At 71.5% G+C, this 17,905-nt stretch carries 14 protein-coding genes and 1 pseudogene; 9 read left to right on the top strand and 6 right to left on the bottom strand.

The genetic code is table 11. The features are described 5' to 3' along the window. Positions 1 to 104: 104 nt before the first annotated feature. From scy to ACFXOM_RS13150, 6 genes are all read left to right on the top strand, one after another. Complete coding sequence (gene scy / locus ACFXOM_RS13175; RefSeq protein ID WP_384938732.1) at positions 105 to 4,058, top strand: polarized growth protein Scy; 3,954 nt, start codon at positions 105 to 107, stop codon at positions 4,056 to 4,058. Between the two features lie 114 nt (positions 4,059 to 4,172). After that, the gene (locus tag ACFXOM_RS13170; protein ID WP_384938734.1) at positions 4,173 to 5,111 is read left to right on the top strand and encodes a cellulose-binding protein; all 939 of its coding nucleotides are present in this window, start codon (positions 4,173 to 4,175) and stop codon (positions 5,109 to 5,111) included. Between the two features lie 196 nt (positions 5,112 to 5,307). Beyond that, positions 5,308 to 6,258, top strand: a complete 951-nt coding sequence (locus tag ACFXOM_RS13165; protein ID WP_384938736.1) for an ABC transporter ATP-binding protein — start codon at positions 5,308 to 5,310, stop codon at positions 6,256 to 6,258. Positions 6,259 to 6,261: 3 nt separating this feature from the next. Further along, complete coding sequence (locus ACFXOM_RS13160) at positions 6,262 to 7,041, top strand: ABC transporter permease (protein ID WP_384938738.1); 780 nt, start codon at positions 6,262 to 6,264, stop codon at positions 7,039 to 7,041. Positions 7,042 to 7,253: 212 nt separating this feature from the next. Continuing rightward, positions 7,254 to 8,420 (top strand): ABC transporter ATP-binding protein, encoded by a 1,167-nt coding sequence (locus ACFXOM_RS13155; protein WP_385037929.1) that lies wholly within the window; start codon positions 7,254 to 7,256, stop codon positions 8,418 to 8,420. After that, positions 8,417 to 9,247, top strand: a complete 831-nt coding sequence (locus ACFXOM_RS13150) for an ABC transporter permease (RefSeq protein ID WP_384938742.1) — start codon at positions 8,417 to 8,419, stop codon at positions 9,245 to 9,247. The genes ACFXOM_RS13155 and ACFXOM_RS13150 overlap by 4 nt, the downstream gene beginning before the upstream one ends. Positions 9,248 to 9,312: 65 nt before the next feature. Here ACFXOM_RS13150 and ACFXOM_RS13145 read toward each other — a convergent pair whose 3' ends face one another. After that, a complete protein-coding gene (locus ACFXOM_RS13145) occupies positions 9,313 to 9,642 on the bottom strand; it encodes an ATP/GTP-binding protein (protein ID WP_384938744.1) in 330 nt (109 codons plus the stop codon). A gap of 213 nt (positions 9,643 to 9,855) precedes the next feature. Between ACFXOM_RS13145 and ACFXOM_RS13140 the strand changes: the two genes are divergently transcribed. Beyond that, on the top strand, positions 9,856 to 10,899 hold the full coding sequence (locus ACFXOM_RS13140; RefSeq protein WP_384938746.1) for an LLM class flavin-dependent oxidoreductase: 1,044 nt from the start codon (positions 9,856 to 9,858) through the stop codon (positions 10,897 to 10,899). 140 nt (positions 10,900 to 11,039) lie between these two features. On the opposite strand, the gene ACFXOM_RS13135 is transcribed toward ACFXOM_RS13140, so the two are convergent. Beyond that, the gene (locus tag ACFXOM_RS13135; RefSeq protein ID WP_384938748.1) at positions 11,040 to 11,432 is read right to left on the bottom strand and encodes an SCO5389 family protein; all 393 of its coding nucleotides are present in this window, start codon (positions 11,430 to 11,432) and stop codon (positions 11,040 to 11,042) included. A gap of 284 nt (positions 11,433 to 11,716) precedes the next feature. On the opposite strand from ACFXOM_RS13135, the gene nucS reads away from it, so the two are divergent. Continuing rightward, complete coding sequence (nucS, locus tag ACFXOM_RS13130) at positions 11,717 to 12,376, top strand: endonuclease NucS (protein ID WP_384938750.1); 660 nt, start codon at positions 11,717 to 11,719, stop codon at positions 12,374 to 12,376. 516 nt (positions 12,377 to 12,892) lie between these two features. Here nucS and ACFXOM_RS13125 read toward each other — a convergent pair. The 4 genes from ACFXOM_RS13125 to ACFXOM_RS13110 form a co-directional block, all read right to left on the bottom strand. Beyond that, a complete protein-coding gene (locus tag ACFXOM_RS13125; RefSeq protein WP_384938752.1) occupies positions 12,893 to 15,481 on the bottom strand; it encodes an ATP-binding protein in 2,589 nt (862 codons plus the stop codon). A 218-nt stretch (positions 15,482 to 15,699) separates the two neighbouring features. Beyond that, positions 15,700 to 16,023, bottom strand: a complete 324-nt coding sequence (locus tag ACFXOM_RS13120) for an STAS domain-containing protein (protein WP_384938754.1) — start codon at positions 16,021 to 16,023, stop codon at positions 15,700 to 15,702. 177 nt (positions 16,024 to 16,200) lie between these two features. Further along, on the bottom strand, positions 16,201 to 17,049 hold the full coding sequence (locus ACFXOM_RS13115; RefSeq protein WP_384938756.1) for a 3-hydroxyacyl-CoA dehydrogenase family protein: 849 nt from the start codon (positions 17,047 to 17,049) through the stop codon (positions 16,201 to 16,203). A 125-nt stretch (positions 17,050 to 17,174) separates the two neighbouring features. Continuing rightward, positions 17,175 to 17,378 carry a hypothetical protein gene (locus tag ACFXOM_RS13110; protein WP_384946940.1) on the bottom strand — a complete coding sequence of 68 codons (204 nt, stop codon included), beginning with the start codon at positions 17,376 to 17,378 and terminating at the stop codon, positions 17,175 to 17,177. Between ACFXOM_RS13110 and ACFXOM_RS13105 the strand changes: the two are divergent. Beyond that, a pseudogene (locus ACFXOM_RS13105) lies at positions 17,344 to 17,895 on the top strand (ABC transporter permease); the annotation flags it as partial. The gene ACFXOM_RS13110 and the pseudogene ACFXOM_RS13105 sit on opposite strands and share 35 nt — an antisense overlap. Positions 17,896 to 17,905 lie beyond the last annotated feature (10 nt).

Raw genomic sequence — 17,905 nt, 5'->3', positions numbered from 1 at the left:
AGCCGCGTCCCCGGTGAGTCTGACACCATTCCCCGGGGGGCCGTTCCCAGCGAACGGTGCTCGTCTGTACAGAGTTGCGACCAGGGGACGGATGGGACCGCGTAGTGCGGGGCTACGAACGCCAGGAGAGCCACCGAGCTGACGACGACCACCTCTCGCGGTTCGAAGCCGAGATGGACCGGCTGAAGACCGAGCGGGAGAAGGCCGTCCAGCACGCCGAGGACCTCGGATACCAGGTCGAGGTGTTGCGCGCCAAGCTCCACGAGGCGCGGCGCAGTCTCGCGTCCCGTCCCGCGTACGACAGCGCCGACATCGGCTACCAGGCAGAGCAGCTGCTCCGCAATGCCCAGATCCAGGCCGACCAGATGCGCTCCGACGCCGAGCGGGAGCTGCGCGAGGTCCGTGCGCAGACCCAGCGCATCCTCCAGGAGCACGCCGAGCACCAGGCCCGCCTCCAGGCCGAGTTGCACGCGGAGGCCAACCAGCGCCGCCAGCGACTCGACCAGGAGCTGGCGGAACGCCGCCAGACCGTCGAGGCGCACGTCAACGAGAACGTGGCGTGGGCCGAGCAGCTGCGCGCCCGCACCGAGGCCCAGGCCCGCCGCCTCCTCGACGAGTCACGCACGGAGGCCGACCAGGCCGTGGCCACCGCCCGCGCCGAGGCCGCGAGGCTCGCGGAGCAGACCCGGCAGCGCCTCGGCTCCGAGGCCGAGGCCGCCCGCTCCGAGGCCGAGGCGATCCTGCTGCGCGCCCGGAAGGACGCCGAGCGACTCCTCAACGCGGCCTCCACCCAGGCGCAGGAGGCCACCAGTCACGCGGAGCACCTGCGGTCGACCACCTCCGCCGAGTCCGATCAGGCCCGCCAACAGGCCGCGGAGCTCAGCCGCACCGCGGAGCAAAGGCTGCAGGAGGCCGAGGAGAAGCTCCGCGAGGCCCGTGCCGAGGCGGAGAAGCTGGTCGCCGAGGCCAAGGAGAGCGCGGGCAAGACCCTTGCGAACGCCGAATCGGCGAACGAGCAGCGGGCCCGTACCGCGAAGTCCGAGATCGCCCGTCTGGTCGGGGAGGCCACCAAGCAGGCCGAGGCGATCAAGGCGGAGGCCGAGCAGGCCCTCGCGGACGCCCGCGGCGAGTCGGAGAAGCTGGTCTCCGAGGCCGCCGAGAAGGCGAGGACCGTCGCGGCCGAAGACTCCGCCGCCCAGCTCGCCAAGGCTGCCAGGACCGCCGAGGAAGTCCTGAACAAGGCTTCGGACGACGCCAAGGCGACCACGCGCAAGGCCGCCGAGGAGGCCGAGCGGATCCGCCGCGAGGCCGAGACCGAGGCGGACCGGCTGCGCGCCGAGGCCCACGACACGGCCGAGGAACTCAAGGGCGCGGCGAAGGACGACACCAAGGAGTACCGCGCCAAGACGGTCGAGCTGCAGGAGGAGGCCCGCCGGCTGCGCGGCGAGGCGGAGCACCTGCGCGCCGAGGCCGTCGCCGAGGGCGAGCGGATCCGCAGCGAAGCCCGCCGGGAGGCCGTCCAGCAGATCGAGGAGGCGGCGAAGTCCGCCGAGGAACTGCTCACGAAGGCGAAGGCCGACGCCGACGAGGTGCGGTCCAGCGCCACCGCGGACAGCGAGCGGGTGCGCACGGAAGCGATCGAGCGGGCTACCGCCCTGCGCCGGCAGGCCGAGGAGACGCTGGACCGCACCCGCACCGAGGCGGAGCGGCTGCGCGCCGAGGCCGAGGAACAGGCGGACGAGGCCAGGGCCACCGCCGAGCGTGCCGCCGCCGAGGTCCGCGAGGAGGCGGCACGTGCCGCCGTGGCCCGCCGCCGGGAGGCCGACGAGGAGCTGACCCGGCTGCACACCGAGGCGCAGGAGCGCAGCGAAGCCGCGGAGCAGGCACTGTCCGAGGCCCGGGTGGAGGCCGAGCGGCTGCGCCGGGAGACCGCGGAGGAGACCGAGCGGCTGCGCACCGAGGCCGCCGAGCGGATCCGTACGCTCCAGGCGCAGGCCGAGGAGGAGGCCGAGCGGCTGCGCACCGAAGCCGCGTCCGACGCCTCTGCCTCGCGCGCCGAGGGCGAGGCCGTGGCGGTGCGGCTGCGCACCGAGGCCGCCAGCGAGGCCGAGCGACTGAAGACGGAGGCGCAGGAGACCGCCGACCGGGTCCGCAGCGAAGCTGCCGCGGCCGCCGAGCGGGTCGGTCAGGAGGCCACCGAGGCGCTGGCCGCCGCACAGGAGGAGGCGAACCGGCGCCGCAGGGAGGCCGAGGAGACGCTGACCGCGGCCCGCTCCGAGGCCGGTCAGGAGCGCGAGCACGCCCGGGAGCAGAGCGAGGAGCTGCTGGCCGCGGCCCGCAAGCGGGTCGAGGAGGCCCAGGCCGAGGCGCAGCGGCTCGTCGAGGACGCGGACCGGCGGGCCCTTGAGATGGTCACCGCCGCCGAGCAGACCGCACAGCAGGTGCGGGATTCCGTCTCCGGGCTGCAGGAGCAGGCCGAGCAGGAGATCGCCGGGCTGCGCAGTGCCGCGGAGCACGCGGCGGACCGCACCAGGACGGAGGCGCAGGAGGAGGCGGACCGTGTCCGCGCCGACGCCTACGCGGAGCGCGAACGTGCCTCCGAGGACGCGGGGCGCCTCAGGGCGCGTGCCGAGGAGGAGACGGAGGCCGCGAAGTCGCTCGCCGAGCGGACGATGTCCGAGGCGATCGCGGAGTCGGAGCGGCTGCGCGCGGACGCCGCGGAGTACGCCCAGCGCATGCGGACGGAGGCGGCGGACGCGCTCGCGTCCGCCGAGCAGGACGCTGCGCGTTCCCGTGCGGAGGCACGCGAGGACGCGAACCGGATCCGGTCCGAGGCCGCGGCGCAGGCGGACCGGCTGGTCGGCGAGGCGACGAGCGAGGCCGACCGGATCACCACCGAGGCGTCGGAGCTGCTGTCGCTCGCGGAGCAGGACGCGGCTCGACTGCGGACCGAGGCCAAGCAGGTCAAGGCGGACGGCGAGGCGCAGGCCGAGGAGTTGCGGGCCGCGGCACGGGCCGACGGCGAGAAGGTCCTGGACGAAGCGCGCAAGGCCGCGGACAAGCGCCGGGCGGACGCCGCCGAACAGGTCGACCAGCTCGTCGCCGAGGCGTCCGGTGAGGCCGAGCGGCTGCGCGCCGAGGCCGCCGAGGCCGTCGGCTCGGCGCAGCAGGCCGCTGAGCGCATCAGGGACGAGTCGGACCAGGTGCGGGCCGACGCCGAGATCGCCGCCGAGCGGATGCAGAGCGAGGCGCGCGAAGAGGCCGACCGGATCCTGGACGCCGCACGCAAGGACGCGGCGAAGCGCCGGGCGGACGCCGCCGAACAGGCGGACCAGCTCATCGGCAAGGCCCAGGAGGAGGCGCTGCGCGCCACCGCCGAGGCGGAGGAGCAGGCCGACACCATGGTTGGTGCGGCTCGCAAGGAGGCGGAGCGGCTGGTCGCGGAGGCGACCGTCGAGGGCAACTCGTTGGTGGAGAAGGCCCGTACGGACGCCGACGATCTGCTGGTGGGTGCGCGCCGGGACGCGACGTCCGTCCGGGAGCGCGCGGAGGAACTGCGTACCCGAGCCGAGGGCGAGGTCGAGGAGCTGCACGAGCGGGCGCGCCGGGAGTCGGCCGAGCAGATGAAGGCTGCGGGCGAGCGCTGCGACCAGCTGCTGAAGGTCGCCACCGAGCAGCAGTCCGAGGCCCAGGCGAAGGCCAAGGAACTGGTCTCGGAGGCCAATTCGGAAGCCGGCAAGGTCCGGATCGCCGCGGTCAAGAAGGCCGAGGCGCTCCTCAAGGAGGCCGAGCAGAAGAAGGCCGAACTGATCCGCGAGGCGGCGAAGATCAAGACCGACGCGGAGCACGAGGCGGAGCGGATGCTCAAGGAGGGCCAGCGGGAGCTCGACGTGCTCGTGCGCAGGCGCGAGGACATCCAGGCGGAGATCTCCCGGGTCCAGGACGTGCTGGAGGCGCTGGAGTCGTTCGAGGCGCCGTCAACCGGCAAGGACGGCGGCGTCAAGGCGGGCGCCAGTGCGGGAGTTACCCGTTCGAGTGGCAAGTCGTCCGACGGCTAGCCACTCAAAAGGCTGGACATTCTCCATATCAAACGGGCATCTGCTCGATGACACGCCGCTCTGGCCCCTAGGATTCCTCCTAACACCTCACCGGTCTCATTCGACAGGAACCCCATGAGCGACACATCCTCCCCCTTCGGCTTCGAGCTCGTGCGGCGTGGGTACGACCGCGGTCAGGTGGACGACCGCATTACCAAACTCGTCGCCGATCGTGACAGTGCACTCTCACGGATCACTTCGCTGGAAAAGCGCATCGAGGAGCTCCACCTCGAGACGCAGAATGCCCAGGCCCAGGTCAACGACGCGGAACCGTCGTACGCAGGACTCGGTGCGCGTGTCGAGAAGATCCTCCGCCTCGCCGAGGAGGAGGCGAAGGACCTGCGCGAGGAGGCCCGTCGCGCCGCCGAGCAGCACCGCGAGCTCGCCGAGTCGGCCGCCCAACAGGTGCGCAACGACGCGGAGGCGTTCGCGTCCGAGCGGAAGCAGAAGGCCGAGGACGAGGGCGTCCGGATCGTCGAGAAGGCCCAGAGCGAGGCGAACTCGCTGCGTGCCGATGCGCAGAAGGACGCGCAGTCCAAGCGCGAGGAGGCGGACGCGCTCTTCGAGGAGACGCGCGCCAAGGCCGCCCAGGCCGCCGCGGACTTCGAGACGAACCTGGCCAAGCGCCGCGAACAGTCCGAGCGCGACCTGGCGTCGCGTCAGGCGAAGGCGGAGAAGCGCCTGGCGGAGATCGAGCACCGCGCGGAGCAGCTGCGCCTGGAGGCCGAGAAGCTGCGTACGGACGCGGAGCGTCGCGCCCGCCAGACGGTCGAGACCGCCCAGCGCCAGGCCGAGGACATCGTGGCCGACGCCAACGCGAAGGCGGACCGCATCCGCAGCGAATCCGAGCGCGAGCTGGCCGCTCTGACGAACCGCCGCGACTCCATCAACGCCCAGCTGACCAACGTCCGCGAGATGCTGGCCACGCTGACGGGTGCGGCGGTGGCCGCGACGGGAGCGCCTGCGGAGGACGAGCCGATCTCCCGGGGTGTTCCCGCCCAGCAGTCCCGCTGATCCCCGGTCCTGCCGTCCGGTGGGACCTGGCAGCGCATGCGCATCGCCCGCGCCCGGCGCCTTTCACAGGTGCCGGGCGCGGGCGCGTTGCAGGGCTCCTCCGTCGTGTTCCGGCCATCCGTGCGATGGGGAAATATCCTGTTTCTGTTCGCTTGATGTGGTGGCGCTCGACCGACGGCGCCCGTAGCGTGAACGCATGATCGAGCTCGAAGGCCTCACCAAGCGCTTCGGCAGCACGCTCGCCGTGGACCACCTCTCGTTCACGGTCAGGCCGGGCATGGTGACCGGCTTCCTGGGGCCGAACGGCGCGGGCAAGTCGACGACGATGCGCATGGTGCTCGATCTGGACAACCCGACCAGCGGGACGGTCCGGATCGACGGCAAGCACTACCGGGACCTTCAGGAACCCCTCAGGCACGTCGGAGCGCTGCTGGACGCCAAGGCCATGCACGGGGGCCGCACCGCCTACAACAACCTGCTGTGCCTCGCCCAGGCGAACCGGATCCCGGCGAGCAGGGTGGCGGAAGTGCTCGATGTCGTGGGGCTGACGGCAGTGGCGAACAAGAAGTCCAAAGGATTTTCGCTCGGCATGGGCCAGCGACTGGGAATCGCCTCCGCACTGCTCGGCGATCCGGAGATTCTCATGTTCGACGAACCCGTCAACGGCCTCGACCCCGAGGGAATTCACTGGATCCGCAATCTCATGAAGACCCTCGCGTCCGAAGGTCGCACGATCTTCGTTTCCTCACACCTGATGAGTGAAATGGCCCTCACCGCGGATCACTTGATCGTCATCGGCCAGGGCCGACTGCTCGCCGATACATCGATGGCTGATTTCATTCACCAGAACTCGCGCAGTTATGTGCGGGTCCGCTCACCTCAGCAGGAGCGGTTGCGGGACATACTCCACACTGCGGGCATCCCGGCCGTCGAGGCGGGCAACGGCACCCTGGAGATCGACGGCGCCACCACGGAGCAACTCGGCGAGCTGGCGGCGCAGCACCGCGTCGTCCTGCACGAACTGAGCGCGCAGCGGGCCTCGCTGGAAGAGGCGTTCATGCAGATGACGGCGGCCACGGTGGAGTACCACGCCCACTCCACCCGGGACCACGGCCCCCGCTGGGCCCCGCGCGACGAGGGAGCCTGATCCATGGCATCGGTACCTGCCGTACTCCGGTCCGAGTGGACCAAGATCCGCACGGTGGCCTCGACCACCTGGACCCTCGCGAGCGCACTGGTCGTGACGGTCGCCGTGGGCGGGCTCCTCTGCGCGCTCCTGGCCACGACCTTCGACGACCTTCCGGACGCCGAGCGGGCCACCTTCGACCCAACCCTGGTCAGCTTCTCCGGGATGGTGCTGGGGCAGCTCGCGATGGTCGTCTTCGGCGTCCTCGTCGTCAGCACGGAGTACAGCTCGGGCATGATCCGCACTTCGTTGGCCGCCGTGCCGCAGCGCGCCACGTTCCTCTTCGGCAAGATCCTGGTGGCCGGCGCGCTGGCGCTGGGGATCGGCATGGCGACGAGCTTCCTGGCGTTCTTCCTCGGCCAGTCCCTGCTCGGGGAGCACCGCACCTCCCTCGGCGCGGAGAACGTCCTGCGCGCGGTGATCGGCGGTGGCCTCTACATGGGTCTCATCGCGGTGTTCTCGATGGGCGTGGCGGCGATGCTGCGGAGTTCGCTGCTGTCGCTGGGCATCCTCATGCCGTTCTTCTTCCTGGTCTCCCAGATCCTGTCGGCCGTTCCGTACGCGAAGGACGTGGCCCGCTGGTTCCCGGACCAAGCGGGTTCGAAGATCATGCAAGTGGTGCCCCAGGCGATGAACAGCGAAGCGGCCCCCTACGGCCCGTGGGGCGGTCTTGGCGTGATGGTGCTGTGGGTCGCTGCAGTGCTGCTGGGCGGCTTCCTGGTCCTCAAGCACCGGGACGCCTGATCCCGGCCCCTACGAGCGCGGACCAGGGTGCCCCACCGCCGGGAGGACGCGCTTCCTCGACGGTCGGCCGGGGAAGCGCGATCGGGGGATTCACCGCCGTTTGAGTCTTGGCTGGAACCGTCAAGGCCTGGATATCCTCCTAACTCTTACGGGGGCTTGCGGCCGCGCCTGGCCCGTGCCCCGACGACCTGACCTGTCGATGGGGCTGGAGAATGATCGAGGCAGTCGGCCTGACGAAGCGCTACGGCGCCAAGACGGCCGTGTACAACCTTTCCTTCCAGGTGCGGCCCGGCGCCGTCACCGGCTTCCTCGGACCCAACGGTTCCGGCAAGTCGACGACGATGCGCATGATCCTCGGGCTGGACCAGCCGACTTCCGGCCATGTCACGATCGGCGGCTATCCCTTCCGAAAGCTGCCCAACGCACCGCGTCAGGTCGGCGCCCTGCTCGACGCCAAGGCGGTGCACGGCGGACGCAGCGCGCGCAACCACTTGCTGTCACTGGCCCAGCTCTCGGGCATCCCCTCCCGCCGGGTGGACGAGGTGCTCGGCGTCGTCGGTCTGCAGGACGTCGCCAAACGGCGCTCCAACGGCTTCTCACTGGGCATGGGACAGCGACTCGGCATTGCGGCCGCACTGCTCGGCGACCCGCAGGTGCTGCTGTTCGACGAGCCCGTCAACGGCCTCGACCCCGAGGGCATCCTCTGGGTGCGCAATCTGATGAAGCAGCTGGCGGCCGAGGGCCGGACGGTCTTCGTCTCGTCGCACCTGATGAGCGAGATGGCCCTCACCGCCGACCACCTGATCGTGATCGGCCGGGGGCAGCTGCTCGCCGACATGAGCGTCAAGGACTTCATCGCGCACAACTCGGCGGGCTTCGCGCGGGTCCGTACCCCGCACACCGAGCCGCAGCAGCGGGAGAAGTTGACGAGCGTCCTCACCGAGGCCGGCGGGCAGGTCATGCCGGAGCCGGACGGCGCGCTTCGGGTGACCGGTCTGGCGCTGCCCGCGATCAGCGACCTGGCCCACGATTCCGACGTCCGGCTGTGGGAGCTCTCGCCGCACCAGGCCTCGCTGGAGGAGGCGTACATGCGGATGACCCAGGCCGCCGTGGACTACCGCTCGGCCAACGACCAGAAGGCCGGGCTGATGCAGCAGCCGATGGGCTACGCGCCGCCGCAGCCGGTCATCCCCGAGGTGCCTCAGCAGGGGTGGTACGCCCCGCCGCCGCCCGGGCAGAACCCGTACGCCGCCGCGGGCGAGGTCCCGGGCGGAGCGCCGCACGGGCCCCAGGCGTCGCAGTCGCCCGCCTCTCCCCCGGCAGCGGCGGCACCCGCACCCGCAGACCTGACCAAGAGCAACGACGAGGACGCCCGATGACGACCCCGTACCAGCAGCAGGGCGCACACCCGCAGGGCACCTACGCCTCGCCCATCCCGGTGCGGGCCGCCCACCTGGGAGACGCGCTCGCTTCCGAGTGGACGAAGATCCGCTCCGTGCGCTCCACGATGTGGACGCTCGGCGTGATGGTCGTGCTGATGGTCGGCATCGGTCTGCTCTCCGCGTTCGCGGTCGCCGGCACCGACGCCGACCTCGGCGAGGCGTCCATCCTCAGCCTCGGCTTCTTCGGGGTGCTGCTCGGCTCGATCTGCGTGATCACGCTGGGCGTGCTCACCATCGCGTCCGAGTACGGCACGGGCATGATCCGCACGACCCTGACCGCCTGCCCCAGCCGCGGGCGGGTGCTCGCGGCGAAGGCCCTCGTCTTCTTCGGTCTCGTCTTCGTGATCACCACGATCACCGCGGCGATCGTCGGCGCTCTGCAGTCCGCGATCGTGGACTCGGGCGAGAGTTCGGGGGAGGCCTGGTTCCGCGCGACGGTCGGCGTGGGCCTGTACGTCGCCCTGCTCGGGCTGCTGTCGCTCTCGGTCGGTGCCCTGATCCGGCATTCCGCCGGATCCATCACCATCATGATCGGAGTGTTCCTGCTGCCGCTGGTGCTGGCGCTGTTCATGTTCGCGGAGTCGTTGCGGGACGTGCAGCAGGCGCTCTTCGAGTACTCGATCCCGAACCAGCTCGGCGTGCTGTACAGCGCCCCGGTGACCGACTCCGGTCCGTCCGGGTGGGACCCTCTGTGGATCCTGCTGGGAGTCACGGCCGTGACGATGACGGGGGCCTACTTCTCCCTCTCGCGGCGCGACGTGTAGACAGACGCGCACGGCACCGCCCGGAGGGGAGCCGCCGCACGACGCGCCCGCATCCGGGCCCCGGATCAGTGGCGCGGCGCGTTGCGGGACCGCTGCACCCGCGAGGTGCGGCGGTCCTTCGCGTTCCAGCAGGCCTTGTGCCAGTGCCGCCGGTCGTCCACACCGCCGTACTCGGGCCAGGCCACCACGTGCGGCATCCCGGACGGGATCTCCTGCTCGCACCCAGGGCAGCGGTAGCGCTTGCCCACGGCACTCGCTCCCGCCACGTGCCGGACCGACCACTCCTCGCCCTGCCAGCTCTCGGTCCGCTGCACCCCGCCGTAGCGATCGCCCATGTCGCTCGCGCGGTCGGTCGGCTTCTCGCCTCCGGGGGGACGGTTTCGACGCGGGGACACCTGACACCTCACGGGCAGACCGGACAGTTCGCCTCCAGCCTACGGGCCGGGGAGCCCGCTCCGGGGCCGCTCCGGCCGGCGACCGCGACACCCGGAGGGATCAGTTACCGGAAAATCGCAACAACTTCGCGCGGGGCCGTGCCTTTGGCACGTGTCAGACGTTGTTGCCTGTGTGGGGGGAATGCCGCGTCGGCCGCAAGGAGGCAGAAGGCGATGCGCGTTGGAGCTTTTGTACTGGCCGCCCAGTTCCCGGGCCAGGGCCATGGGGAGGCACTGCACCGGGCGGTGCGGTCGGCAGAGGCCGCGGAGACGGCCGGACTCGATTCGGTCTGGCTTGCCGAGCACCACTTCGTTCCGTACGGGGTGTGCCCGTCGGCGGTGACACTGGCCGCCCTGCTGCTGGGGCGCACGGAGCGCATCCGGGTGGGTACGGCGGTGAGCGTGCTACCGACGGCCCATCCAGTGGCGCTCGGCGAGCAGGCGGCGCTGCTGCACCTCGTCTCCGGGGGGAGGTTTTCCCTCGGGGTGGGGCGCGGCGGCCCCTGGGTCGACCTGGAGGTCTTCGGGTCCGGCCTCGCGGCGTACGAGGAGGGCTTCCCCGAGTCGCTCGAGTTGCTGCTGCGCTGGCTGCGCGAGCCCCGGGTGTCGGCCGCGGGCGAACGCTTCGCGTTCCGTGAAGTCCCCGTCGTACCGCGGCCGGACGACCTGATCGACGGCGACGGGAGCGTCGACGCACAGGGCCCCGAGGTGGTCGTGGCGTGCACCTCCCCGGCGACTGTGCGGCTTGCCGCGGAGCGCGGACTTCCCATGCTCCTCGGGATGCACACGGGCGACGAGGAGAAGACGGACATGGTGGCCCTCTGGCGCCGCCACGCCCTCGCGTCGGGCCACACGCCCGACGCGATCGCACGGGTCAGCCATGTGTCGGCGGGTGTGGCACAGATCGCGGACAGCAGTGACGCGGCCGAGGAGACGCTGATGAAAGCCGTGCCCGGCTGGATGAAGCGGGGACTCGACGCCCATGTCACGGTCGACGGCCGTAGGCGGGCGATGCGGGATCCGGTGGCGTACACCGAGTTCCTGTGCGGGATCCATCCCGTGGGTCCGCCGAAGGTGGCGGCCGACCGTCTCGCGGCCACCCGGGACCGCACCGGGATCTCGCGCTTCGCGCTGCTCGTCGAGGGATCCGGAGACCTGGCCGCCACCGAGGAGAACGTGCAGCGGCTCGGCTCCGAGGTGCTGCCCCTGCTCCGCTGAGATTCCGTCGGCCCGGCGGGACTTGCGGGCGGCACCCGTGCGACCCCGTACGGCCGCACCGTGCAGCCCCGCCGCGCCAGCGGGGCTGCCGCTCCGTTACGCATGCACTCTCCCGCGATGCGGAGCGGCAGCAATAAGCGTCAGCAGTCGCGCAGTTCGGCCGACTGGTTGAGCAACTGGGCCCGTACGGAGGTGAAGCGGGCGATCCGCTCGTCCGCCGAGGGGTCCAGCGCGAACACCGCGACGCGGTGGCAGTTCTGGAAGGCGAGTCGTACTCCGAAGTGCCGCTGCAGCGCTCCCCGTATGGCGTCGCTCGCGAGCGCGCGCAGCAGCTGACCACGTGCCTGCTCGTCCGGCGGGGGCGTCTGGTTGTCAGCGAACTCGCCGCCGTCCACCTTCAGCTGGGCCACCAGAGAGCTGATCATCTCCCATGCGTAGGGCAGGGAGGTCCGGACGCAGTCGACGAATGCAGCTTCGTCGACCTCGCCTCGCTCGGCCTGTTCCAACAGCGCCGGTGAGACGTCGAGCGACATGGGTTCTCCTCTCGCGACCCCGGGGTGGGGGGTCTTACGGGCAGGGAAGAAGGCAACGGCGCATGCCGAGTACGGCGATCACGACGACACTGCGTGCACGACCGGCGACCTCCTGCTTCCACGGTAAGCGCGCCGTCTGGTCGGCACCAGGAGAATGCGAACACAACCGGCCAATAACGAAGGGGACAAGAAGGGCGGTCCGAAGGGTCTCGGCCATGCGTGGTGCACGGGCGCCGGGAGGGAGAATCGCGCAGGAGGAGGTCGGTCGAGTAGCGTTGCCGACCATGCGTCTCGTCATCGCCCGCTGTTCCGTGGACTACGCGGGCCGGCTCACCGCCCACCTGCCAACCGCTCCCCGTCTGATCCTGGTCAAGGCAGACGGCAGCGTCTCCATCCACGCTGACGACCGGGCGTACAAACCGCTCAACTGGATGTCCCCTCCCTGCACCTTGAAGGAGGCCGACGACGTCTGGACGGTCGTCAACAAGGCGGGCGAGAAACTGATCATCACGATGGAGGAGATCCTCCACGACTCGTCGCACGAACTGGGCGTCGACCCGGGCCTCATCAAGGACGGCGTGGAAGCTCACCTCCAGGAGCTCCTCGCAGACCGGATCGAGACCCTGGGCGACGGCTACAGCCTGATCAGGCGGGAATACCCCACGGCCATCGGCCCGGTGGACATCCTGTGCCGGGACTCGGACGGCGCGACGGTGGCGGTGGAGATCAAGCGGCGCGGCGAGATCGACGGCGTCGAGCAGCTCACCCGCTACCTGGAGCTCCTGAACCGCGATCCGCACCTGGCCCCGGTCCGCGGTGTCTTCGCGGCCCAGGAAATCAAACCGCAGGCCCGGGTGCTGGCGACAGACCGCGGCATCGGGTGCGTGGTGCTGGACTACGACGCGCTGCGCGGCATCGAGGACGACAAGCTCCGCCTGTTCTGAGGGCCACGGCGTCCTTCGAAGCGCGGGCGGGCCGGGCGTCCGATGCCCCGGAGGCCACGCCTCGACGGCCCGGTCCGTCGCGTGTCCCACGGGCGGAACGGCCGGCCACCCGGGTCGTCCCTGCGACGCAAATCGGCCATGGCGTGAGCTGCACGGTCGAAGGGCACCGCGGCGCGCGAGCCCGCCGGCGCGGGTTTGGCCCTGCCCGGCGCCTCGCGGTCCCCGCGGCGCTGGCCGTTCACGGCCCGGCGGGCCGCTGGGCCGCCGGGCGAAGCAGCCCCTCCGTGGCGGTACGAGCCGGCGGTACGAGCCGGCACCGGCGGGGCGGGAGCCCTCCGCCGTCGACGGGTGGGCACCAGAGCCCCGCGATTCGCCAGTGCCCCCGCCGGGCACCACGGGTGGTGGACCGGCGGGTGCACGGTCCACCACCCGTGGTACCGCCCGCAGCCTCGGGGCGGACGGCTGCTTCCCTCGTGCACGCCCCGGCCGGGAGGCGGACGGAGTGCTGCAGCCCGTTCAGGCCACCGAGCTGCTCGCCGCGGAGCCGCTGGGGCTTCCGGTCGATGTGCCACCGTCGGCACTGGTGCCGCCGCTCGTGGTGGTGCTGCCGCCTGACGCGGTGTCGCCGGAGCCCGTGCTCGTGCCGCCGGTCGTCGGCGAACCACTGGACCCGGTGGTGGTATCGCCCGTGGTCGCACCGCCGCTGGACCCGGAAGTGGTATCGCCCGTGGTCGTACCGCCATCGGAACCCGTCGTCGTGCCCCCGGTCGTCGGCGAACCACCGGAGCCCGTGGTCGTGCCCCCGGTCGTCGACGAACCGCTCGACCCCGTCGACGTACTGCCCGTGGTCGTGCCGCCGCCGGAACCCGTCGTCGTGCCGCCGGTCGTCGGCGAACCACTGGGTCCCGTCGTCCCGGAACCGCCCGCCGCGGTCGAGGCCCCCTGGCTCGGTACGGCCGAGGGCCGCCCCGCCGAGCGGCTCTCCCCCGGCTGGGCGCCGGCGGGAGCACCCGGGCTGGCGTCCCCGGCGGTGTCGTCGGGGCGGTGGGTCGAATCGGCCGTGGGCTCGTCCGCGTTCAGGCCGTCGTTGCCGGCGTCCTCGGCCGCCGACTGCTCGTTCCTCACCCGGTTCGCGGGCTCGTCGTCGTGGGACGCGGCCCCTAGGGTCACCACCGTGCCGAGGACGGCGGCCAGAAGGGCGCCGGCCCCTGCTGCGACGAGGTTGCGGCGCGTGCCGGCGAGGACGGTGCGCCGCGGTCCGTCCGCCACGGGCTCCGACGGACTGCCCCGCCGGGTGACCAGCGTCTCGGGCGGCGGCGTACCGGCCGGGCCCCCTCTGAGCGGGGACTCGGACTCCTCGTGCCGTGCCGTCGGGGTCTCCTCGGCCGCGGGAGAGCGTCCACCCGGCAGGAGTCCGTTCTCCCGGTCGCCGACGAGGGCGAGCGCCCGCCGCCCGGCGACCGTGCCGCGCTTGTCGGCGAGGGCGCCGCGTAGCGCGATCGACGCCTCGAGTTCGGCGCGGGCCCGGTCCAGGTTGCCCGAGCAGAGTGCGAGCACGCCCAGCTCGTGGTGGAAGTACGCCTCTTCCGCGACTTCGCCGGAGATCCGTGCCGCTTCCTGCCCCATCCGCAGCGTCCGCTCCCAGGCCCCCCAGTGCAGTCCCGCGGCGAACGCGGGTGCGGCGCTGCGGGCCAGGAGGACGGCGGCGCTGGCGTGCGCCGACTCTCCGCCCGGAACGAGCGCGCCCATCGCGGCGAGGATCGCGTCGGCCTCCGCGGCGGCGCGTTCCGGGGACACCGAGGGGTGGGCGGTCCACCAGGCGTAGTGCTGGGCTGCGGTCTGGGCGCGCGCGACCGCGCCCTCCGCGTAGCCGATGGCCTCCAGCTGGGTCGTGACGCCCGCGGCCAGCCGGTAGCGGGAGCCGATCGGGGTGAGCAGCGCACAACCGGCGAGTTCACCGACGGCGGCGTCCGCGTGGGTGTCCCCGATGAGCGCCGGGAGGTGTGCCTGGTGGGGGACCTCGCCGCCGAGCGCCACGGCGAAGCGCAGGGTCTCACGGACGGATTCACCGAGACGCGAGACGAGCAGGGCGACGGGCGCCGCGCCCTCCCCCAGGGTCGGGAGGGGCACCTCCCGCCCGTCGGCGAAGACGTCGTCGATGTCGACGTCATCGTCCTCCGTGCCGGATCCGATCCGCAGCGCGTCCCGCTGGCGCAACAGCGCACCGGCCTGAACGAACCGCAACGGCAGGCCCTCGGACTCGAACCAGAGGTCGCCCGCCCAGTTCGCCTCGTCGTCGGTGAGCGGCCGGTCCACTGCCCGCTCCAGCAGTTCCAGCGCTGTGCTGCGGCTGAGCCCGGAGAGGAACACCTCCTCGAGCGCAGAGTCCGCGGAGGGCGCTTGGACGTCGGGGGTCGCGGCCAGCAGGAAGGCGCACTCGGGAGTGGCGTCCAGGAACTCGTCCAACGCGCTGCCGCCGAACTCCAGGTCGTCGAGAACGACGATGGCTCCGATCTCGCGGACGTGTGCGAGCAGTTCGGCCCGGTCGGGGCGGTGCTGCGGGGCGCTGTGGACGGCGGCGAAGAGGTCGTACAGGAGCTCGATCGGCGTACGGTGGTACCCGGAGAGGCGTACGACCCCGTCGGGTGCGACGTCCGCGCAGTCCGCGGCGACGGCGTCGAGCAGGGCCGAACGGCCCGAGCCGGCCGGCCCGCTGAGCCGGACCGAACGCCCCCGTCCGAGCAGTCGGACCAGCCGCCCGCGCTCCTCGTCGCGTTCCAGCAGGGGCAGCGCCAGGGCGGCGGGGCCGGGCGGGACCGGCGGCCGCGCGGCACGTCGCAGTTCCTCACGCTGACCGGCGGTGTGCCGCAGTGGTGCGTCCGGTTGCTGACCGGGCCGGCACGGCTCGATCTCGCTGCCGTCGACGGGATTCACGGTGAGCAGGAACTCGCCGGAGACCAGCCGGACGGTTCTGGCGAGCGCTGGTGCCTGCTGCCCGAAGTCGGATACCACCAGTTCGCGCGCCGGACGCGCTGCGCCCGCCGCCTCCTCGGTGCGGTCGTCGTCGTGGCCGTGCTCTTCCGGCCCCTGGCTCTTAGGGTCCATGGTTCAAGCCCCCAGATGGCGTCTCGTGCGGAAGTCCCTCCCGGCCTGTCTGCACGATCCGCTTCGCTTCCGGTCCGGTGCCCGCCGGGTGGGTGTCAATCGGCGGGCGTCCGAACCCTAGACCTTCGCCGGGCATCGGGGAACAGGCGGGGTGCCGGACCGTCCGGGACGTCACGTCTCGTGGGGATCGTAGGTACCTACCGCGTGCCCCTGCCCCATCAGACCCTGGGCAGCGACTCCGCCGCGATCCCGCCCTCGATGGCCAGGATCCGGTGAAGTCGGGTGGCCACCAGGAGGCGCTGCATCTGCGGTGGTACGCCGCGCAGGACGAGCCGTCGGCCGCAGCGGCCCGCTCGTCGGTGCGCCCCCATGATGACCCCGAGCCCGGTGGCGTCCCAGGAGTCGAGCCCGGAGAGGTCGAGCACCAGGTCGCCGACGCCGTCATCAACGGCCGAATGCAGGACCGTGCGGGCGTCCGCCGCGCTCCGGACGTCGAGGCGGCCCCCGACGACCAGCTCGGCGTGGTCGCCCCTGATGTGCATATGCGCTCCCCAGAGTGCTTTTGTCCGTCAGGTCTGTTCTGTGCCTGCTCTGTCTACATGCGTTCTGTTGCAACAACTGACTGCCGTACGGACATAGAAGTTGCCGCCTGTAAGCGAACCGATACCCAATTCACCCGCAAGGGTGAGGGTGTGCAGGCATGTGCGGCCCATGCCCCGTCAGTGCTTGTAGAACCCCTGCCCGCTCTTGCGGCCGATGTCACCCGCGTCCACCATCCGGCGCATCAGCTCCGGCGGGGCGAACTTCTCGTCCTGGGACTCGGTGTAGATGTTGCCGGTGGCGTGCAGCAGGATGTCGACACCGGTCAGGTCCGCGGTGGCGAGCGGCCCCATGGCGTGACCGAAGCCGAGCTTGCAGGCGGTGTCGATGTCCTCGGCGGTCGCGACGCCCGACTCGTACAGCTTTGCGGCCTCGACGATCAGCGCAGAGATGAGACGGGTGGTGACGAAGCCGGCCACGTCCCGGTTCACCACGATGCAGGTCTTGCCGACCGACTCGGCGAACTCGCGCGCGGTGGCCAGCGTTTCGTCACTGGTCTTGTAGCCGCGGACGAGCTCGCAGAGCTGCATCATCGGGACGGGAGAGAAGAAGTGCGCACCGACGACGCGCTCCGGCCGCTCCGTCACGGCCGCGATCTTGGTGATCGGGATGGCGGACGTGTTGGAGGCGAGCACCGCGTCGTCGCGCACGAGCTTGTCGAGGGTGCGGAAGATCTCGTGCTTGACCTCGAGCTTCTCGAAGACGGCCTCGACCACGATGTCCACGTCGGCAGCGGCGTCGAGGTCGGTGGTCGTGGTGATGCGCGCCAACGCCGCCTCCGCGTCGGCGGCTTCGAGCTTGCCCTTGGAGACGAACTTGTCGTACGAGGCCTTGATGCCGTCCAGACCGCGGGTCAGGGCCGCGTCGGTGACGTCACGCAGCACGACGTCCCAGCCCGCCTGGGCGGAGACCTGCGCGATTCCGGACCCCATGAGTCCGGCCCCGATGACGGCGAGCTTCCTGGCCACTGCTGCACCCCTTAACAGACGTTTATCTTCAGGCTCTCCGGCGGAGGTTATCGCCCGTGAGGGGCCGTGTGGCCGCGAAGAGATGCGCGTCACGTCTCAGATGACGGACATCACACCGGACGCGGTCACTCCGCCGGCCGTACCGCGTACTCCAGCACCTTCCGCCCCAGTAGTTCCTCCATATCGTCGAGCAGATCCAGGGCTTCCCGCGAGACGGTGACCGCATCGTGGCCGGCGCACATCTCACGCCCGATACACCCCATCAAGGTGCTGTGGACCCCGGCGAGCTGGCCGCTCTTCGGAGCGTCGTACGCCGGGTTCGCGCTCATCGTCGAGAAGCAGACAGGGGTGGTGGAACGGATGCGCGTGACCCCCGTGAGCCGGCTGGCCCTGCTGCTCGGGCGAGTGCTGCGCGACGCGGCGCTGTTCGTCTTCCAGGCCGCACTACGGGTGCTGGTCGCCGTGGCCATGGGCCTGCGGGCGCCCCTCGGCGGCGTCCTGGTCGGATTCGCCATCGTCGCGCTGCTGAGCGTCGCACTCGCCTCGCTGCCGTACGCACTGGCGCTCAGGGTCGCGACGCCCCAGGAGTTCGGCCCCGTGATCAACGGTCTGGCGATGCCGTCCATGCTGCTCTCCGGGCTGGTTCTGCCGATGGCACTGGCTCTGCACCGGCTCGACGCCTTGTCGCACCTCGCGCCGTTCCGCTACGCCGTGGACGCCGTGCGGGACGCCTGCACCGGGGCGTACACCACCGGTTCCATGCTGTACGGGTCCCTCGTCACGGTCGGGTTCGCACGGCTCGGGGTGACCATGGGCACTCGGGTCTTCCGCCGGGCGGGCGCGTAACTAGGCTGGC

The organism is Streptomyces sp. NPDC059169 (assembly GCF_042755225.1).
GTDB lineage: Bacteria > Actinomycetota > Actinomycetes > Streptomycetales > Streptomycetaceae > Streptomyces.
Note: the sequence above shows the minus strand (reverse complement) of the source record. Positions and strands in the feature narration are given on the sequence as shown.

Bases quoted from the DNA above. Each gene is read 5' to 3' on its own strand.
- ACFXOM_RS13140 (WP_384938746.1), top strand. From the start codon at position 9,856: ATGCGCGTTGGAGCTTTTGTACTGGCCGCCCAGTTCCCGGGCCAGGGC.
- ACFXOM_RS13110 (WP_384946940.1), bottom strand. From the start codon at position 17,378: ATGAGCGCGAACCCGGCGTACGACGCTCCGAAGAGCGGCCAGCTCGCC.
- ACFXOM_RS13170 (WP_384938734.1), top strand. From the start codon at position 4,173: ATGAGCGACACATCCTCCCCCTTCGGCTTCGAGCTCGTGCGGCGTGGG.
- nucS (WP_384938750.1), top strand. From the start codon at position 11,717: ATGCGTCTCGTCATCGCCCGCTGTTCCGTGGACTACGCGGGCCGGCTC.
- ACFXOM_RS13135 (WP_384938748.1), bottom strand. From the start codon at position 11,432: ATGTCGCTCGACGTCTCACCGGCGCTGTTGGAACAGGCCGAGCGAGGC.
- ACFXOM_RS13165 (WP_384938736.1), top strand. From the start codon at position 5,308: ATGATCGAGCTCGAAGGCCTCACCAAGCGCTTCGGCAGCACGCTCGCC.
- ACFXOM_RS13155 (WP_385037929.1), top strand. From the start codon at position 7,254: ATGATCGAGGCAGTCGGCCTGACGAAGCGCTACGGCGCCAAGACGGCC.
- ACFXOM_RS13120 (WP_384938754.1), bottom strand. From the start codon at position 16,023: ATGCACATCAGGGGCGACCACGCCGAGCTGGTCGTCGGGGGCCGCCTC.
- ACFXOM_RS13160 (WP_384938738.1), top strand. From the start codon at position 6,262: ATGGCATCGGTACCTGCCGTACTCCGGTCCGAGTGGACCAAGATCCGC.
- ACFXOM_RS13125 (WP_384938752.1), bottom strand. From the start codon at position 15,481: ATGGACCCTAAGAGCCAGGGGCCGGAAGAGCACGGCCACGACGACGAC.
- ACFXOM_RS13150 (WP_384938742.1), top strand. From the start codon at position 8,417: ATGACGACCCCGTACCAGCAGCAGGGCGCACACCCGCAGGGCACCTAC.